This is a genomic window from Stieleria tagensis (assembly GCF_024129865.1).
GTDB classification, from domain to species: domain Bacteria; phylum Planctomycetota; class Planctomycetia; order Pirellulales; family Pirellulaceae; genus Stieleria; species Stieleria tagensis.
Window position 1 is genome coordinate 33,465 of sequence record NZ_JAMYFE010000009.1, and the last position, 16,233, is coordinate 49,697.

Below are 16,233 nucleotides of genomic sequence, written 5' to 3' on the forward strand. Positions count from 1 at the left end.
TCAATGCGCCAGGTTGCACCTGGCCTACTGGTCTGCGCCAGGTTTCACCTGGCCTACTGGTTATCGCAACGCTTTGTCGCTGATGTCTTTGCGGCACCAGGCTCCGGCCCAGCGAATTTTTTGGACCGCGGTGTAGGCGTTGAGTTTGGCCGCGCTGATGGAGTTGCCGATGGCGGTCACCCCTAACACTCGTCCGCCGGTGTTGACCACTTTGCCGTCGACCAGCGCGGTTCCGGCGTGGAAGACTTTGACGTCTTCGACTTCCGCGGCGGCAGCGAGCCCGCTGATTTCGCGACCGGTTTCATAGTCACCCGGGTAGCCTTCGCTCGCCATGACCACACAAATGCTGGGGCGTTCATCCCACTCCAGCGGTTCGATCTCGCTGAGTTTTCCGTCGGCCGCGGCGATCAGGACATCGACCAAATCGGTTTTCAATCGCATCAACAGGGGTTGGCATTCTGGGTCGCCGAACCGCACGTTGAACTCCAACACCTTGGGGCCGGCTGGTGTCAGCATCAGGCCGGCATACAGCACCCCTTTGAACGGTTTGCGAGCTCGCTTCATGGCGTGCACGACAGGGACCAGCACGTCGGATTCGATTTTTTCGAACATCGCTTCATCAACGATGGGCGTGGGGCAGTAGGCGCCCATGCCGCCGGTGTTTGGACCTTTATCGCCATCAAAAGCCGGTTTGTGGTCTTGCGCGGCGGGCAGCGAGATGATGGTTTCGCCGTCGGTGATCGCCAGCACACTGGCTTCTTGTCCGGTCAATCGTTCTTCGATGATCAATTCATTGCCGGCGGCACCGAACTCCTTTTGGCCGGCGATGCGATCGATCGCCTGCAACGCATCGCTGCGTGTTTCACAGACGATCACGCCCTTGCCGGCGGCCAGCCCGTCGGCTTTGACGACCACTGGGACAGCGTCATTGGGATCGCTGTATTTGTCTTTGATGAAACGTGACGCATCGTCGGCGTTGCGGAACGTTCGGTAGTCCGCGGTCGGGATGTCAGCGGTGTGCAATAGGTTTTTGCAAAACACCTTGCTGCCTTCGAGTTCGGCGGCGGCGGCCGAGGGGCCAAAGACACGCAGGCCGGCAGCTTCCAGAGCGTCGACCATGCCGGCGACCAACGGCGCTTCGGGGCCGACGACGGTCAATTCGATTTCGTTTTGTTTGGCGAATGCGACGATGCCATCGACATCGGTTGCCGCGATGTCGACGTTGGTCGCTTCGGTAGCGGTTCCAGCGTTCCCGGGAGCAACGAAGACTTGTGAGACTTTGGGGCTTTGTCCGAGTTTCCAAGCCAAGGCGTGCTCACGTCCGCCGCCACCAACCACCAATACCTTCATCGCTGCTACCGCTGGAAAAACTGAGTTGAGTTCTGACTCTAACGCTGGCAATGTAATTGCTGGCCGACGATGTTGGCAGGCCACAGCATCAGCCGACGCGAGAGTTTTGCCCTTGCGATTTTCATTGCAGCCCGACGCGTCAGTGTGGAAGTTGCACTTTTATCACAAGCGCGACGCGTGAATTTTTAAATTGCGCTCAGCTGGCGATTCAACCCAAATGGATCGGCAAATCGCGACTTCGTTCTCTTCACTCTCCCTGGGGAGAGTCGGCCTCTCAGGGCCGGAGAGGGGCGCGCCCGAGAACCCTCTCCGGCCGCTTAGTCGTCCGAACTCTCCCGCGGGTCGGGAGAGTGAATCGAGAAAAACGCCACTGCAAAACTCTCGCGTCGGATGCCTAGCGGGGCAGTTCGTTCGCCGTTGCATGGCGGAAGCTGGGTGGACTTTATCGATCATTAGCGGTGGACATTCCGGCGATGCGTCGTATAATTCCCGCAGTCCCGCCGGGAAACGTCATTCTGTCGCCAGATTCCATCCCACCCCCCCATGGCGACGCGAATCCCCTACCGACTTGTTTTTGAGAAGGCGGTGGCCGACTGAGATCCCCACTCTGTTTTCGGCCACCGCCTTTTTCATTCGTCGTCTTGGATTATTCTATGCCTGTGCGCGACGCGACAGTTTCAATCGCTACCTCGGAAGCCGGTTACGGATCCCCAATCGAGGTCGACGTGTCGTTGGCAATCCCTACCTTTGGAGTTTCGGTGTGAACCAAATCGTATTTTCAGCCTCTCGGCTTGTGTGTGTGACCGCAGGCATCGTCGTCGGATTATCCCTAGGCTTGTCGCCGGCGATGGCACAGGAAACCGGCACGCTGCGGATGACGTTCAAATACAAGGGCGCCGCCGAAGCACCGGCTGCGATCGTGCCCAACGTCGACCAGGCGTTTTGTGGCCAAAAGAAAATTTTCAATGAGAGTTTGGTCGTTAACCCGGAAAACAACGGCATTCGCGATGTCATCGTCTATGTCTACACCGGTCGCCGCGGCACCGATTTGCCAGAGATGAAACTGGAGCCCAAGACGCACGTTTTGGCCAACGAAGATTGCCGATTTGAGCCACACGTCGTGCTGGCCAAGAAAGGCGACACGATCAAAGTCACCAACCCCGACAAGGTCGGTCACAACGCCAACTTCCAGGGCTTCAACATCAGCGAAAATCCGACCATTCCGGCCGGTGCCGAAGTTGACATCAAACTGGAAGACACCGAGCCGTCGGTGATTCCCGTTTCCTGCAACATCCATAACTGGATGCAGGCTCGGTTGTTGGTCGTGGATCACCCCTTTGCCGCGTCAAGCGACAAAGACGGTGTGCTGGAAATCACCGGTTTGCCAGTCGGAAAGGAAATCATTTTCCGCGCCAATCACGAAAAGGGTTCGTTGACCGACGTGATCGTCGACGGCAAATCGGCCTCCTGGCGTGCCAGCAAGTTTGAGGTCGAAATCAAACCCGGCATGAACGATATGGGAACGATCGAAGTTCCCGCCGCTGCGTTCGAATAAGCCGCATTGGGCCATGCGGCTAATCGCCGCCACGAAACTGGGCTCACAGAGCCCAGCCACGGCCGGAGTCTTGGTGTGGCCCGCGGAGTGAATTTTGACGTCGGGTTACCAAAAACCAAATGCCTCGCGCAAACCGCGACGTCAATAAAACCGGTAATTTCGCCGCTGTAATCCCATTGCTGCGACAATTCATTCGGTTGGTCCAGAACGAGTGATTCGGGTAGGCTACGGCTTATGAGACGCGCTCGTTTTCTGTTGCCGATTTTCGCCCTGGCCGCTTTCTGCGGCTGTGATGTGCCGGTGGAACAATACCCGGCGAATCAGTTGCATGCGCTGGTCGTCGCCACCAGTCGCCATGTCCCCACCGAAGTCGCTGCCCAAGACAGCGCGGCGGTGGTGGAGGCTTGGTTCGGCACACCGATCCGGCCCCGTTGGCCTGTCGATCAAATGTCCGGCGCGGCGGCCAAGCAGTTGGTCGATCCCGATCACTTGATGCGTGCGGCCGGCCGCGTTTACAGCGACCAACAGAACCGGCATTTTGGATTGTTCAACGAGCACTGCGTGACCTGCCACGGCGTCGCCGGTGGCGGCGATGGGCCGGCGTCGTTGTTGCAGAATCCCTATCCCCGTGACTTTCGCGCCGGGGTCTTTAAGTGGAAATCCACCCATCGCTCGAGCAAACCGACGCGTCATGATTTGACGACTATTTTGCAACACGGTGTGCCCGGAACCGGGATGCCCTCGTTTGCGAGTTTGTCGACCGAAGATTTACAGGCACTGGTGGACTACGTGATCTACCTGTCCGTACGGGGCGAATTTGAACGGGGGCTGATCAGTCAGGCTGTCGATACGTTGGGATACGAAATCGAGCGTCCCGATCCCGAGGCCAGTCTGACGACGTTATTGGATCCCACTGGGGACAGCCCGGCAGAGTCGAGTGATGCCATGCAGGTAGCCCGCCAACTACTCGATCAAATCTGTGGCGAATGGGTCGATGCCACCGCAGAGGTGATCGAGGTGCCCGCCGAAACGCCTGACGATGCGGAATCTGTTCGTCGAGGTCGGGAATTGTTCCATGGCCAAATCGCAAACTGTGTGGGATGCCATGGTCCCGGTGGCAACGCGGAAGTCGCGACGTTGGACTATGACGATTGGACTAAAGAATTCACCACTCGATTGGCGATCACACCCAGCGATCGCGAAGCGGTCAAACCATTCCGCCAGGCCGGTGCGCTGCGTCCACGCCAAATCCATCCTCGCAAACTCTCTGACGGCGTGTATCGCGGCGGTGGGGATGGAGACACACTCTATCGCCGAATTGTCGGTGGCATCGCCGGGACGCCGATGCCAAGCCAAATCATTGCCCAACAGGCCACGGCAACCGGATTGAGCCAAGCCCAGGTCTGGGATTTGGTCCACTATCTTCATTCACTCTCAGGGGTTCATTCACTCTCCGAGGACCAAGTCGAACAATGAGTCGTGAGAGCTTTCGCAGCATCGGCGCTGTCCTGGGACTGGTCCTGGGAATCCTGGTCATGTGGTTGGCCGGCCAGAGAGGCGTGTTGCCGGGTGCCATTTTTGGCGCCGGCGGGGCGTTGGCTGGTGGCGTGATCGGCGAACGGATTCACGCCTTTCGGCATAGGCAGCGATGAACCAGACCCCACCAACCGAGACGTCAGCTGACGACTTGCAAACCGCTGGCGACGCTGCCCCACCGTCCGGCGGCCCTGCGGCGGATTCGCGCTGGCTGCACCGTTTGTCGTTGTTGTCGGTGTTGCTGGTGTGGCCGCTGATCTGGGTGGGCGGGTTGGTGACAACCTATGACGCGGGGATGGCGGTTCCCGATTGGCCGGGCACCTACGGTTACAACCTGTTTCTGTATCCGTTGTCGACATGGCTGTATGGACCGTTTGATTTGTTCATCGAACACGGCCACCGATTATTGGGCGCGGTGGTGGGGTTGGTGGCGATCGGAATGGTGGTCGCAGCGGTGGTCGAGCGCAGTCGTCGCTGGGTGCGATGGTTGACCGTCGGGATCTTGTTGGCCGTGATTTCGCAAGGCGTGCTTGGTGGGATTCGGGTGTTGTTGGGTGATCGGACGTTTGCCATGATTCACGGCTGTTTTGGTCCGCTCGTGTTTGCCCTGTGCTGTATCGCCGCAGTGGTGACCAGTCGAACGTGGTGGCAGCGACGGCGGGCGGTATCAGCGACGCCGAAACCACTGGCCAATTGGGTGGTCGTGGTGGCGGTTTTGCCGGTGCTGTTAAGCTATTTGCAACTGGTGTTGGGGGCCCAACTGCGGCACGTCCAGCCGGCAACCACGCCGCGGACATTCACGCTGATTGTCGCGGTCCACATTGTCACAGCGTGCGTGTTATGGCTGCTGACGCCGATTTTGTTTGTTTTGGTACGTCGCTGCGGCGATTTGACGCTGTCCAGGCCGGCCGGTTGGCTGATATTGTTTGTAGGCACGCAGATCCTGCTCGGCACGGGGAGTTGGATCGTCAATTATGGTTGGCCGAGCGTCTTGGATTTTCTGCCCTTTGGCGAAGGATTCCTCGTTCGCAGCAAAGGATTTCTCGATTCAATCATCGTGACGGCGCATGTCGCCGTAGGGTCGTTGATTTTGGCGACCAGCGCAGTGGTCTTGGTCCAGACCCTGCGTCAAAAGTATCTAGTCGCCCACGAATCAAATTAAAATGTCTTCCAACGTTCTCGACACCGCAGCCTCGCGGCAGGCAACCCTGCCGCCCCGGGCGTTTGATTCCTGTTCCAACGTGGCGGTCTTGGACCCGGAAAAAGAATTGTCCACGTTGCATTCGGATCGCGACCCCATGGTTGAATTATCACCGACGACTGAGATTCCCGGTTCGCAGGCCAGCGGTTCGCAGGCGGCATTGGCACAGGCCAGTTGGAGCGTTGTGCTATCGGATTTGGTTCAGCTGACCAAGCCACGCATTGTGGTCATGATTTTGGTCACCACCGTTTCCACCGCGATCATCGCAGCCGGCGGTGCGGTGTCGCTGGAGATGATGACGTTGTTGTTGTTGGGGACAGGAATGGTCGCCGGCAGCGCAGGCGGGGCGAACCAGATTTGGGAACGGGTGATCGATCGCCGCATGCCGCGGACTGCGATTCGACCGCTGCCATCGGGGCGGATGTCGACCGGACTGGCCACTGCATTCACCTGTTCGATGGGCACGCTGGGGTTGGCTTTGTTGGGAATGCGTTTTGGGGTCACACCAGCGCTGGTCGGGTTGGCGACTTGGGTGTTGTACGTGTTCGTCTACACGCCGATGAAAACTCGCACCTCCTGGAACACCACCGTGGGCGCGATTGCCGGCGCCTTACCGATGCTGATCGGATACACGGCGCTGGGCGGATCGCTGCAAAGCCCGACGGGTTGGTTGTTGTTCGGCGTGCTGGCCGCGTGGCAATATCCGCACTTCATGGCGATCGCCTGGTTGTACCGACGGCAATACGACGAAGCTGGTTTTTGCATGTCGACCACGGTGGAACCGACCGGTGTGTCGGCGGCCATCCAAAGCATCGTCGGCTCGATCGCCGTGATCGCTTGTGGGGTCGGGCTCTGTTTCCTGTCGCCGGGAACCACCGCGGCCATCGTCGGTAGCGTCGCCGTCTTGGCAGCCACCTTGCCGATGTTAAAAGCGTCCATTCGATTCGCAGTGAAACGCGATGATTTGACGGCACGTCGGCTGCTGCGTTCTTCGTTATTGGTTTTGCCGGCTGTGTTGGCAGTCGTCACGATTCGTGTGTTTTGGTGAGTCATGAGAACTGCGACTAATCTGATTGCAATCCTTGCCGTGGGAGCCGTATTGGGTCTGATCGGTCGATCGATACGCAGCATTCCCGAACCAGCCGGTCCAGGCCCGGACGACATCGTCCACACACCGGACGTCGCTCCCGGTGAAAAACCGTTGGTGGACGCGTCCCAGATCGCCAACGATGAAGTCGCTCACCCGCCGGAAGACGAAGCTTGGCTTAGTCGGTTCGAGTTGACCGAGCGAAGTGGCAAGTTGGTCAACAGCGAAGACTTATTGGGCGCTCCCTATGTCGTTAGCTTTTTCTTCACCCGCTGTCCCAGTATTTGTGTCCAGCAAAACCAGAAGCTGAAGGAACTGCAAGACAAGTTTGCCGGGCAGGCCGTGAAGTTCATCGCGATTTCGGTGGATCCCGAAAATGACACTCCCCAGCGGATGCGTGAATACGCCGCTCGTTTTGGTGCTGACGAAGACCAGTGGTTGTTTTTGACCGGCGATCTGTTGTACACCCGTCGCATCGGTGCCGAAATTTTTCAGCAACCGGTCGACAAGCAATTTCATACCGAAAAGTTTGCCCTGGTCGATGTCGATGGCAAGATCGAAGGCTTTTATGAATGGCCGAACGAAAAACAATTCAAGAAGCTTGAAGAAGCAATTGAAAAACAACTGGGGGATCACTGATGTGGCAAATCCTGGCGGATAATCTTCCGCACTGCACGGCGCTACTCAATGCGCTGGCGGCGGGGGTGTTGGCCGCAGGGTTGATTAAAATCCGCCAGGGCAAGGCGCGGGTGCACAAAAAATTGATGCTCACCGCACTCGGGATCAGTGCCGTGTTTTTGGCGCTCTATCTGTTGCACAAGGTCGCGCTTTACCAGACCACCGGCGCGCCCAACAAACGCTTTCCCACCGACACCGCGATCGCACCGTTGGCCGCTCGCTACACCTACTACGCCATCCTGGGCACTCACCTGTTGCTGGCCATCACAGTGCCAGTGCTCGCATTGCGTGCGGTCTATCTGGCGATGAAAGGCCGCATCGTCGCCCACAAACGCTTAGTGCGCTACGCATTCCCGATCTGGATGTACGTGTCGGTCACCGGTGTGCTGGTGTACTTGATGCTGTATCAGTTGTATCCGGCAGCCTAATTCTTAAGGGAGAGTGACGAGAGCGAAGTCGCAATTTGCCGATCCATTTGAATTGGGAATGCAGTTTAGCGCAACTTCAAAACTCAGGCCCATGCGTTTCCCCTGAAAACGCACTTTCAAACGGCCTTTCGGGCATTGCAGGGAACCTGGGAATACACCATGCGTCCGCGGGGAAGCTAGGGGGTGGCTTCCCAGCGAGGGATGTTCAGTTCGGATTCCAACCGGTTCATCGTCTCGTGAATCTGTTGCATGAAGCTGTCTTTTTTGCCGGTCCAGTGAATCGGTTGGCCGACCGAGACGTCGCAAAAAAACGGCACCAGAATTCCTTCGCCTTTGGGTAGTGAACGGCCCAGGCCATGCATGAAGACGGGCGTGAATCCGATTTCTGGAAAACGTTTGGCGATGTGGGCGATTCCGGTTTTGAATTCGTCCCGTTGCTCAGGCGAGCCGCGACTGCCTTCGGGGAACAGGATCAGGATTTTGTCTTGTCGCAACGCTTCGCAAATTCCCGCCAACGGATCGCGACGCGCCCCTTTGACCTCGCGGTCCAACGGAATGATGCCGATGATTTTGGTGGAAAACCAGGCCATCAGTGGGTTTCGTAAAAAGTGGTCCGCTGCGGCGACCGGATGAACATCCTTTAATCGATTCATCCCCAAGAGCGTCATCAATACCATCGTGTCCAAATGGCTGTTGTGGTTGGCAATGACAACCGCGGGGCCTTGTTTGGGCAATCGATTGGGACGACGCACATTCAATCCGATGACGATCAAAATCACCGGTCGAACGATCACCAGAAAATACAAATAGCGCAGTGCATGAATCATCGATCAACCGTAACAGTAATAGATGAAATGAAAAAACAGAGGCGCGGTGTAGGTCAAGCTGTCGACACGGTCCAAGGTGGTTGCATGTCCGGGCAGTGATCCGGCATTTTCGTCCACCCCCAAATCTCGTTTGAACGCGGCAATCGAAATGTCGCCGGCGAATCCGGCGAGACCGATGATCAGTCCGGCCAACAACGACCGCGGCAGATCCATCAACGTTAGCCAGGGTCCGACCAAGCCGGACAAGATCACCGTCGAAATGATCCCGCCGACCAAACCACCGACCGTTTTGCTGGGACTGACCTTGGGCAGCAACGGCGTTTTGCCGATTGATTTTCCCCAACAGAATTGCGCGGCATCATTGAATTGCGTCAACACGACCAAAAAGACCAGCAGTGCTGCACCACAGGATTCCTTTGACAGATCGGTCGGCCAGTTGGCTGCCACACGTGCCGTTGTGACGGGCGTGATCGCCAGCAGCATTGCCGCGTGAGAGAGACTGAACACCGTGGTCATCAGCCCCCACTGGACCGTGCCGATCGCTCGCAAGAAGCCTTTGGTTTCGCCGATCAGAACCATTCGTGTTGGCAGCCACATGAACATGTAGACGGGAATGAAGATCACAAACATTCCGAACCAATGTGTGCCGACGCACAGGTATTGCAGCGGGATCGCCAGGTAGGCCCAGAACAGCACGCGGTGATCTGCACGTCGCGTCGGGATCAGCGACAAGAATTCTTTGAACGCGATAAAGCTGACGAAGGCGAAGAACGCAACCGCGGTTGTCTGGGAAACACTCAGCATGACCACAAAGATGGCCAAGGTGATCCACCAGGTTCGAATCCGCTGTGCGACTTTGGGATCGCCCCGCTTTCCGCTCATGCGGCGGCGAAAAAATAGCACCACGTTGGCCGACAGCAATGCGATCGCGACGCCTAGGAACGTTTGGTGAATCGGGCCCGACAGGGATAGGAAAACGTCGCTCACCGCAGTGCCTCTTTGAACGATGAACTCGACCGACGGTGACATCCATGGGGGCCGATGCGAAGAATGAAACGGTTCTACAGGGTTTGGCCGCCGTCGATGCTGAGTATTTGGCCGGTCGCCATCGAAGTTCCCGTGGCAAAGAATAACACAGCGTCAGCGATGTCGTCGGGTTGCGATGCTTTGGGGATTGGGTAGTCGGCGACCATTTCTTCCAAGTCCCAATCGGTGTCCGCCTGACGGATCCAACGACTGTCGATCGGGCCCGGACAGACCGCATTGACACGCACCTCGGGCGCCAGCACCCGTGCCAAGGATTTAGTCATCGTGTTGAGCCCGGCTTTGGTGGTGCAGTACGCGATCGACGAACCGTTTCCGGTGATTCCGGCAACGGAGCTGATGTTGATCACGCTTCCGGCGCCGCTGGCGCGCAGCAGAGTCGCCGCGGCGCGGGTGACAAAGAAGGCTCCCTTTAAGTTGACGGCCAGCATCCGATCCCACATCGCTTCGGTCAGTGATTCCAAGTCGCGGTGCTCAATGAATGAGGTCGTCGCAGCGTTGTTGACAAGCACGTCTAGTCGGCCGAACTGGTCGTCGATCTCAGCAATCATCTCGCGGACACGGGTGTCGTCGGATACATCGCAGCAAATCACCAGCACCTTGGACCCCAGTGCTTCGGCCTCCGCTGCGGTCTGCAACGCATCGGCTTCGCTGCGTGAGTAGTTGACGACGACATCGTATCCGCGGCGCGCGAATTGAAGGATGCAAGCACGACCGACGCCGGTTGCGGATCCGGTGACTAAAGCGACTGGGCGAACTGCATCCGGCATCAGGGAATCTCTCGAGAAAAGGGGGCAAATGTCGTCTCACTAACGGAGCCTACCGGGCCCGATTGTACACGCCAAAAAATTCGACACAGAAACACGGTGCCACCTGATAGCGGGCGCGGTTTTTGAAATTCCAAAAACTTTGTTCGGCTCAGCTTTCACTAATGGGGATGCAGTTCCCGTTGAACGCAATGACAGTGGCAATCGGAAACGCTGGGTTGGCGGGCAAGCGTCACTCGGCGGCCTTCATCGTTTCTGCATCAATCGATCACTCCGTTCTCATCATCGCTGGTTCTAATCCCCGCCCATCAGATGACCGGTTGGGTCTTACTGGCGGCCAATTTGTTAGCTCCTACAGCTTGTTGGCTCCCACAGTGACTCGATCAGTTCCTTGTAAACAAAAAAGCAGTTCAAACCTTCCTTAAAAACTAGGAACCCACTACGTGGACAACAACATTCCACAACGACGTGCTGACCAACCAAACGTGAAGTCTGGTTTTACACTGGTTGAGTTATTGGTCGTGATCGCGATCATCGGAATTCTGGTCGGGCTGTTACTGCCCGCCGTTCAGTCGGCCCGTGAAGCGGCGCGGCGGATGCAATGCCAGAACAACATGAAACAACTGGGACTAGCGTTACACAATCACATGAGTGTGTTTCGCGCTTTCCCACCTGGAAACGTCAACTATGACGAAAATGGCAACCGCTTCAAAACCGGTGGCTGGCAGCACGGTCAAAACGAACTGGGCTGGCACTGGTTGCCGATGCTGTTTCCCTACATCGAGCAAGAGGGTTTGTGGGACAAAGTCGAACGTTGTGACGCCGACCAATCGGGGCATACAGCAAACCCTTGTGACCACTGCGAATACATGGATTCGAATGACAACTTTGGTCGTGACCAGTTGCCGGCGTTCTCGCACTGCCCGTCAGCCATCACCGACAACGTTCAATTCACCGATGGCAGCTATGGGCTCGAGTCGTTAGCCAAAGGCAACAATTACGCGGCGAGTTGGGGTTCTGGAAACATGCTGTCCTGGGAAGACCCCAAAACACGTGGAGCGTTCGGTACCTACTACGTTCATCAAGACAAAATCATCAATAATGGAATCGCCGGCGATCGCTACCAAAACCGCAACGGTCGTGGTGCGAATGATTTCACCGATGGCTTGAGTAACACCGTTGCCTTGGCCGAAGTCATCAGTTCCGCCTCCGGCGGATCGGATCAGCGAACGGACATCCGCGGCGTTTGGATGTCACCGGCGATGGGAGCGACCATTTTTACCGCGTTTTTGAATCCTAATTCTCGGGAGAAGGACACGCTGGCCGCCTGCGATGAAACCATCGGCGATGAAGTGCGTCCCAATATCGCCTGTCTGGAAGAACGTGACACGGCGGATGTCTACGCCGCATCGCGTAGTTACCACAGCGGCGGTGTCAACGCGTTGATGGCCGACGGTTCGGTGCGCTTTGTCACTGAATCGATCGACAATCTCAAGATTTGGCGGCCAATGAATACCGTGCAAAACAACGAAGTGTTGCCGAACGAAGAATAGGTCGGCAGTCGCTTGATTTCCCCCTCCTCCACCCTATGAAAGTCTGTTTGTTAGAAAGTCAAAAGATGAACTCAAAGAATTTTACGACGACGTTGGTTGTCAGTTTGTTGATTGCGGTATCCGGTTGCAGTTCCTATGAACCGCAAACGGCCACGCTAGAGCAAGACGCCTATGCACGTGTCGAAGGCCTGGGTGACTTGGCCAGTGATGAGAAGATGTTTGCATCGGCTTTTGTGCCCGGTGCAGAACCCAAGAATCGCAAAGACTACAGCGCTCGTGGTTACCAAGTGACCGGCCAGCCGTCGATCGAAGGTGACAGCGCTTCGGTGACCGTCAAGATCTTTGGCGGTGTGGTTGATTCGGCTGCGGGTGACGGACACTCTCGTGCATCGACGGGGATCAAGGATTCCCAACAAACCTGGACTTTGCAGTTGGTCGACGACAACTGGAAAATCAAAGACGCACCGTTGGGTTAAACCACCATCAAGTGGTTTCCTATGGAGAAACTGAATTGAAGCCGTCGGTGACTTTACGTTTCACGCTGTCGATCGGAGCCATGGTTCTGGTCGGCGGCGTGATCTTTTTCTATTTCTGCATGGAACACGAATTTCCGTCGACCAGTGGCGCTGCGACTGCACGGGAAATCCGTCCAGCAGCTTCCACGCGTTTGAACGCTGATGCGCTTCCCCCGTCGGTTGCTGCCCGCGTCAGCGCCTGGGAAAAAATGATTGCGGCAAACTTCGCCGGTGACGATGCCTGTGTGCAGTGCCATCCCAGTGAAAGCCAGGCACATCAACGATCCGGTCATTCACACACCGCGATCAAGATGGCCGATTCGGCATTGGCAAAACAATTGATCGAACTCGGTACCTACGCTGATCCGCTGCGTTCGCAAACGTTCCAGTTTGAAATGAACGAGGGGCAATTCACCGTTCAAGATGTCTCGCCGGGTGCGCAGTCGATCAAAGTGCCGGTCACTTGGTTGTTGGGATCCGGCACACACGCGCAGACCCCTGTCACGGTCGATCTGCAAACGCAGCGTGGCATCGAACTGCGTTGGTCGTTTTTGGCCGGCCAAAACGGGTTGGGGGTCACGCCCGATCAGACGCGTTACCAGCAGTTTCGAAACCGGTCGGTCGAATGTTTTGGTCGCCCGATGGACAGCGCGGATATCCGCTCCTGTATCGGTTGTCATGCAACGGTTAGCGCGCCGCCGGAGTTACCGTTTCTGGACGCATTGGTGGTCGAAAACGTTGGCTGTGAGCGTTGCCATGGCCCACGAAAAAAGCATGTCGATCTGGCGCACCGTGGACAGGCCGAACTCGCCAAACCGTTGATTTCACTGGACGATCCCGACGTCTACATGAATATCTGCAGCGGTTGCCATCGCGATGAAAGCTCGGTTGCGGCCGATGCATTGCCACACGAGTTGGCTCGGTTTCAGCCCTATGGTCTTAAACGAAGCGCCTGTTACCTGAAATCCGGCCAGTCGATGACGTGTTCGACCTGTCACGATCCTCACGACACCGTTTCGCATGATCGTGCATTTTATGTGTCAAAGTGCCAGTCCTGTCACAGTGAAACCACCCAGCGCAGTTGCCCCCAACCACTGCGTGGCGACTGTATCGAGTGCCATATGCCGAAAACACAATGGACCGCCGGGATTGCCTTTCATGATCATTGGATCCGTTTACCCGATGACGATTCACGTTCCCCCAAAAAAACCGCAAGCGATGCAGTCGACCGCTAAATCTGTCCGCTATCCGGCAATCGATTTACCAACGATTGTTTCACGCAGTGGGTTGGTGATGCGCAGTTGCCCTGTGTCGACGCTGCCGGGCAATCGGATCCGATTTTCCAAATCGGGCACTGGCCGACGATCAAGTTTCGACTGCGAACGTCAACCGGTACCAGCAGATCGCGCGGAGACAAACCGTTCCAGTCGAGCCTTTCTCTTTTCGCCGTTGATCGATTTGGTTTTTGTAGCCAACTTGTATTGGCCACTGTTGTTATTGATCGATGTGATGGGCGGTGTTTCGACTCACGAGAGTTTGATTTTTTGGCAGATCTATTTCATCACTGCACCCCATCGCTGGATCACGTTGATTTTAGTTGCATTCGATCATCAGCAAACAGGTGACCGACGGGCCCTGTTTGCCATGGTGGCGATTGCGATTGCGGTCGGTTGTTTAACGCTGCGTTGGGGCACGGGAACGCTGTTGTGTTTGGGAGTGATCGATTACGTGTGGAACGCTTGGCATTTTGCTTCCCAGCATCATGGGATCTTTCGCATCTATCAACGAAAAACAAAACCCGCGGGACCGGCCCCAGAGACAACGGGCGGCGCGACGGGAACCAGGGTCTGGGGCCCGAGGTTAGAAAAGCTGTTTTTCCGTGGATTTTTGTTGTACGTGATCGCTCGAGTCGCCGGGTGGGGATGGAGCGAGGGGCCGTTCGCCGGCAGTGAGCGTGTCGTCGGACTCGATTGGGTCGCGTTGACGGTACCGGTCTGTCTGTTGGGGGTTGAACTGATTCGGTGTCGTCGCAGTATTACGACCGCGCTGGGGGGACTGTGCTATTTGACCAGCATGTTGACGCTGTTCACCGCGATGTTGATGGCCGCCCACTTTGAACGCAGCCAGTTGGTGATTCAGTTGGCGTTGGCGTCGGCTGTGTTTCATTCCTTGGAATACATGTCGATTGTGACGTGGTCGGCACAGCGGAAAAAGAATCTGACGAAACAAACGGTATTCAGTCGCCTGGCACGGACGTGGATGCTGTTTCTAGTTCTGTTTGTGGTGGTGATCGGAGTCGGCAATTACCTGCTGTCACGAGGCTTTTTCGAAATCTGGGTGACCATCAATCTGATCGTCGCGTTTTGGCATTACTGCTTTGACGGCATGATTTGGAAATCACGAAAGCCGGCACCCACGCCACCGTTGGGGGTAACCACCGGATGAATGAAGCACTCAGTTGTCTCAATGCTTTCGGTCGCTGGGATGTCTTTGGATGCGGATTGATATGCGCAGTGCCACTGGCGGTTTGGTTACAGACGCAGTTGCCACCGGTACAGCGCACCACCAGATTGATGTTGGCGATCGGCCTGGCTATCGTGTCGCTCTCACTGACGGAGTTGCTTGGCAATTTGTTGCCGATGACCAGTGTTGGCCCGGTCAGTGCGGCGCTCGGACGGGTGGCGATCTCAACCTGCGTGGCGCTATCGGGTTTATTGCTTGTCGGTACCAAGGTCCAACGTCTATCAACGGCTTGGCTAGTTGACCCACAGACGTCGCCGAATCTGTTTCCTGGGTGGTTGACGTTTGCCATTGTGCTGGGGTTTGCATCCGTGATTCCCGCCGTGTATTGCGACTCGATCACGCGTGGGATGCAGTTGACGCTTCAACAGTCATTACAAGATCAGCGCGTGGCACGCGCCAATCACCAAATTCGTTGTCTGCAACAATTGCGTCCACGATTGCAGGTCGATGGAGTGCCGCTAGAGCGTCTGGGGCAGCAGATGGGGGATTGGGAACAGAAGCTGCGGCATCAGGTTGCGCGTCCGCTTGGTCCCGATCCATCGTTGGGGCAACTCGGTGGTCGCATCGCAGCACTGATCCACCTGGACCAAAACGAACAGGCGTTGCGATTGATCCGACCGTTGATGACTGGCGAATCATTTCACCCGATCAGCCTGGATTATGCAGGGCTGTGCTATCAGCGATTGGGACAGGCTCAGGAGAGTATGGATGCCTATCAACGATCGATCGATTTTTGGAGTGCGCAAACCGAGTCCGGGAAGAATCGCAGTGCTATCGCAAGCGGCTGGAAAGGCGTCGCCTATGCCGCCCGGCGATTGGATCGGCGTCGTCAGGAGGAACAGGCATATCAATCGTTGGTGACTGTGGCGCCCACGGCCCAGCACCACCAGTTGCTTGCCAAGTGTTATCGCGACCACCAAAAGTCGTCGCTGGCCGCCAAGCATGCGGCAATCGCGTCGGAGATGGATCCGTCGTTGGGTGAATCCACGGGGGCGATGTTGACGACTCTTGCACGCGATCATTTCAGTTGCTTTTTGATTCCCCGGCGGTGACATTCGCGGCCACTCATGCCGGTAGGTGAAGCTTTTGTGAATTGTCTGAACAGGGCATCTCAAAGTGAGTGGCCTTGGGTTTAATGAATGACGCCCGATGGCGACGGTGACCAAGCC

Annotated in this window: 16 protein-coding genes; 12 read left to right on the forward strand and 4 right to left on the reverse strand. The window is 56.7% G+C overall.

Translation table 11 applies throughout. The annotated features are described in order from the left end of the window. Positions 1 to 60 precede the first annotated feature (60 nt). Entirely contained in the window at positions 61 to 1,350 is a 1,290-nt protein-coding gene (purD, locus tag NHH03_RS01080) for a phosphoribosylamine--glycine ligase (RefSeq protein WP_253153828.1), read from the reverse strand. 760 nt (positions 1,351 to 2,110) lie between these two features. Between purD and NHH03_RS01085 the strand changes: the two genes are divergently transcribed. From NHH03_RS01085 to NHH03_RS01115, 7 genes are all read left to right on the forward strand, one after another. After that, on the forward strand, positions 2,111 to 2,905 hold the full coding sequence (locus NHH03_RS01085) for a methylamine utilization protein (RefSeq protein WP_253153829.1): 795 nt from the start codon (positions 2,111 to 2,113) through the stop codon (positions 2,903 to 2,905). A gap of 234 nt (positions 2,906 to 3,139) precedes the next feature. Then, complete coding sequence (locus tag NHH03_RS01090; protein ID WP_253153830.1) at positions 3,140 to 4,381, forward strand: cytochrome c; 1,242 nt, start codon at positions 3,140 to 3,142, stop codon at positions 4,379 to 4,381. Further along, positions 4,378 to 4,557: a hypothetical protein gene (locus tag NHH03_RS01095; protein ID WP_253153832.1), complete on the forward strand. Its 180-nt coding sequence runs from the start codon at positions 4,378 to 4,380 to the stop codon at positions 4,555 to 4,557. Before NHH03_RS01090 ends, NHH03_RS01095 begins: the two co-directional genes overlap by 4 nt. Further along, positions 4,554 to 5,603 (forward strand): COX15/CtaA family protein, encoded by a 1,050-nt coding sequence (locus NHH03_RS01100; protein WP_253153834.1) that lies wholly within the window; start codon positions 4,554 to 4,556, stop codon positions 5,601 to 5,603. Before NHH03_RS01095 ends, NHH03_RS01100 begins: the two co-directional genes overlap by 4 nt. Before the next feature lies 1 nt (position 5,604). Next, positions 5,605 to 6,690, forward strand: coding sequence for a protoheme IX farnesyltransferase (locus NHH03_RS01105; RefSeq protein WP_253153836.1), 1,086 nt, complete (start codon positions 5,605 to 5,607; stop codon positions 6,688 to 6,690). 3 nt (positions 6,691 to 6,693) lie between these two features. Further along, on the forward strand, positions 6,694 to 7,368 hold the full coding sequence (locus NHH03_RS01110) for an SCO family protein (protein ID WP_253153837.1): 675 nt from the start codon (positions 6,694 to 6,696) through the stop codon (positions 7,366 to 7,368). Continuing rightward, on the forward strand, positions 7,368 to 7,835 hold the full coding sequence (locus NHH03_RS01115; RefSeq protein WP_253153839.1) for a DUF420 domain-containing protein: 468 nt from the start codon (positions 7,368 to 7,370) through the stop codon (positions 7,833 to 7,835). The genes NHH03_RS01110 and NHH03_RS01115 overlap by 1 nt, the downstream gene beginning before the upstream one ends. A gap of 176 nt (positions 7,836 to 8,011) precedes the next feature. On the opposite strand, the gene NHH03_RS01120 is transcribed toward NHH03_RS01115, so the two are convergent. The 3 genes from NHH03_RS01120 to NHH03_RS01130 form a co-directional block, all read right to left on the reverse strand. Further along, positions 8,012 to 8,662, reverse strand: a complete 651-nt coding sequence (locus NHH03_RS01120; RefSeq protein ID WP_253153840.1) for a lysophospholipid acyltransferase family protein — start codon at positions 8,660 to 8,662, stop codon at positions 8,012 to 8,014. 3 nt (positions 8,663 to 8,665) lie between these two features. Then, a complete protein-coding gene (locus NHH03_RS01125) occupies positions 8,666 to 9,649 on the reverse strand; it encodes a phosphatidate cytidylyltransferase (RefSeq protein WP_253153842.1) in 984 nt (327 codons plus the stop codon). A gap of 74 nt (positions 9,650 to 9,723) precedes the next feature. Further along, positions 9,724 to 10,476: an SDR family NAD(P)-dependent oxidoreductase gene (locus NHH03_RS01130; RefSeq protein ID WP_253153843.1), complete on the reverse strand. Its 753-nt coding sequence runs from the start codon at positions 10,474 to 10,476 to the stop codon at positions 9,724 to 9,726. A 482-nt stretch (positions 10,477 to 10,958) separates the two neighbouring features. Here NHH03_RS01130 and NHH03_RS01135 point away from each other — a divergent pair, with 482 nt between their 5' ends. The 5 genes from NHH03_RS01135 to NHH03_RS01155 all read left to right on the forward strand — a co-directional run bounded on the left by NHH03_RS01135 (position 10,959) and on the right by NHH03_RS01155 (position 16,116). Then, positions 10,959 to 12,026 carry a DUF1559 family PulG-like putative transporter gene (locus NHH03_RS01135; RefSeq protein ID WP_253153845.1) on the forward strand — a complete coding sequence of 356 codons (1,068 nt, stop codon included), beginning with the start codon at positions 10,959 to 10,961 and terminating at the stop codon, positions 12,024 to 12,026. A gap of 65 nt (positions 12,027 to 12,091) precedes the next feature. Beyond that, a complete protein-coding gene (locus NHH03_RS01140) occupies positions 12,092 to 12,502 on the forward strand; it encodes a hypothetical protein (RefSeq protein WP_253153846.1) in 411 nt (136 codons plus the stop codon). A gap of 47 nt (positions 12,503 to 12,549) precedes the next feature. Then, on the forward strand, positions 12,550 to 13,776 hold the full coding sequence (locus NHH03_RS28080) for a multiheme c-type cytochrome (RefSeq protein ID WP_253153848.1): 1,227 nt from the start codon (positions 12,550 to 12,552) through the stop codon (positions 13,774 to 13,776). Further along, a complete protein-coding gene (locus tag NHH03_RS01150; RefSeq protein WP_253153850.1) occupies positions 13,700 to 14,986 on the forward strand; it encodes a hypothetical protein in 1,287 nt (428 codons plus the stop codon). The genes NHH03_RS28080 and NHH03_RS01150 overlap by 77 nt, the downstream gene beginning before the upstream one ends. Beyond that, on the forward strand, positions 14,983 to 16,116 hold the full coding sequence (locus NHH03_RS01155) for a hypothetical protein (protein WP_253153852.1): 1,134 nt from the start codon (positions 14,983 to 14,985) through the stop codon (positions 16,114 to 16,116). Before NHH03_RS01150 ends, NHH03_RS01155 begins: the two co-directional genes overlap by 4 nt. Positions 16,117 to 16,233: the final 117 nt, after the last annotated feature.

Excerpts from the sequence above, each read along its gene's own strand:
- NHH03_RS01100 (WP_253153834.1), top strand. The coding sequence starts at position 4,554 with ATGAACCAGACCCCACCAACCGAGACGTCAGCTGACGACTTGCAAACC.
- NHH03_RS01105 (WP_253153836.1), top strand. The coding sequence starts at position 5,605 with ATGTCTTCCAACGTTCTCGACACCGCAGCCTCGCGGCAGGCAACCCTG.
- NHH03_RS01115 (WP_253153839.1), top strand. The coding sequence starts at position 7,368 with ATGTGGCAAATCCTGGCGGATAATCTTCCGCACTGCACGGCGCTACTC.
- NHH03_RS01150 (WP_253153850.1), top strand. The coding sequence starts at position 13,700 with ATGATCATTGGATCCGTTTACCCGATGACGATTCACGTTCCCCCAAAA.
- NHH03_RS01140 (WP_253153846.1), top strand. The coding sequence starts at position 12,092 with ATGAACTCAAAGAATTTTACGACGACGTTGGTTGTCAGTTTGTTGATT.
- NHH03_RS01155 (WP_253153852.1), top strand. The coding sequence starts at position 14,983 with ATGAATGAAGCACTCAGTTGTCTCAATGCTTTCGGTCGCTGGGATGTC.
- NHH03_RS01090 (WP_253153830.1), top strand. The coding sequence starts at position 3,140 with ATGAGACGCGCTCGTTTTCTGTTGCCGATTTTCGCCCTGGCCGCTTTC.
- NHH03_RS01110 (WP_253153837.1), top strand. The coding sequence starts at position 6,694 with ATGAGAACTGCGACTAATCTGATTGCAATCCTTGCCGTGGGAGCCGTA.
- NHH03_RS01130 (WP_253153843.1), bottom strand. The coding sequence starts at position 10,476 with ATGCCGGATGCAGTTCGCCCAGTCGCTTTAGTCACCGGATCCGCAACC.
- purD (WP_253153828.1), bottom strand. The coding sequence starts at position 1,350 with ATGAAGGTATTGGTGGTTGGTGGCGGCGGACGTGAGCACGCCTTGGCT.
- NHH03_RS01095 (WP_253153832.1), top strand. The coding sequence starts at position 4,378 with ATGAGTCGTGAGAGCTTTCGCAGCATCGGCGCTGTCCTGGGACTGGTC.
- NHH03_RS01120 (WP_253153840.1), bottom strand. The coding sequence starts at position 8,662 with ATGATTCATGCACTGCGCTATTTGTATTTTCTGGTGATCGTTCGACCG.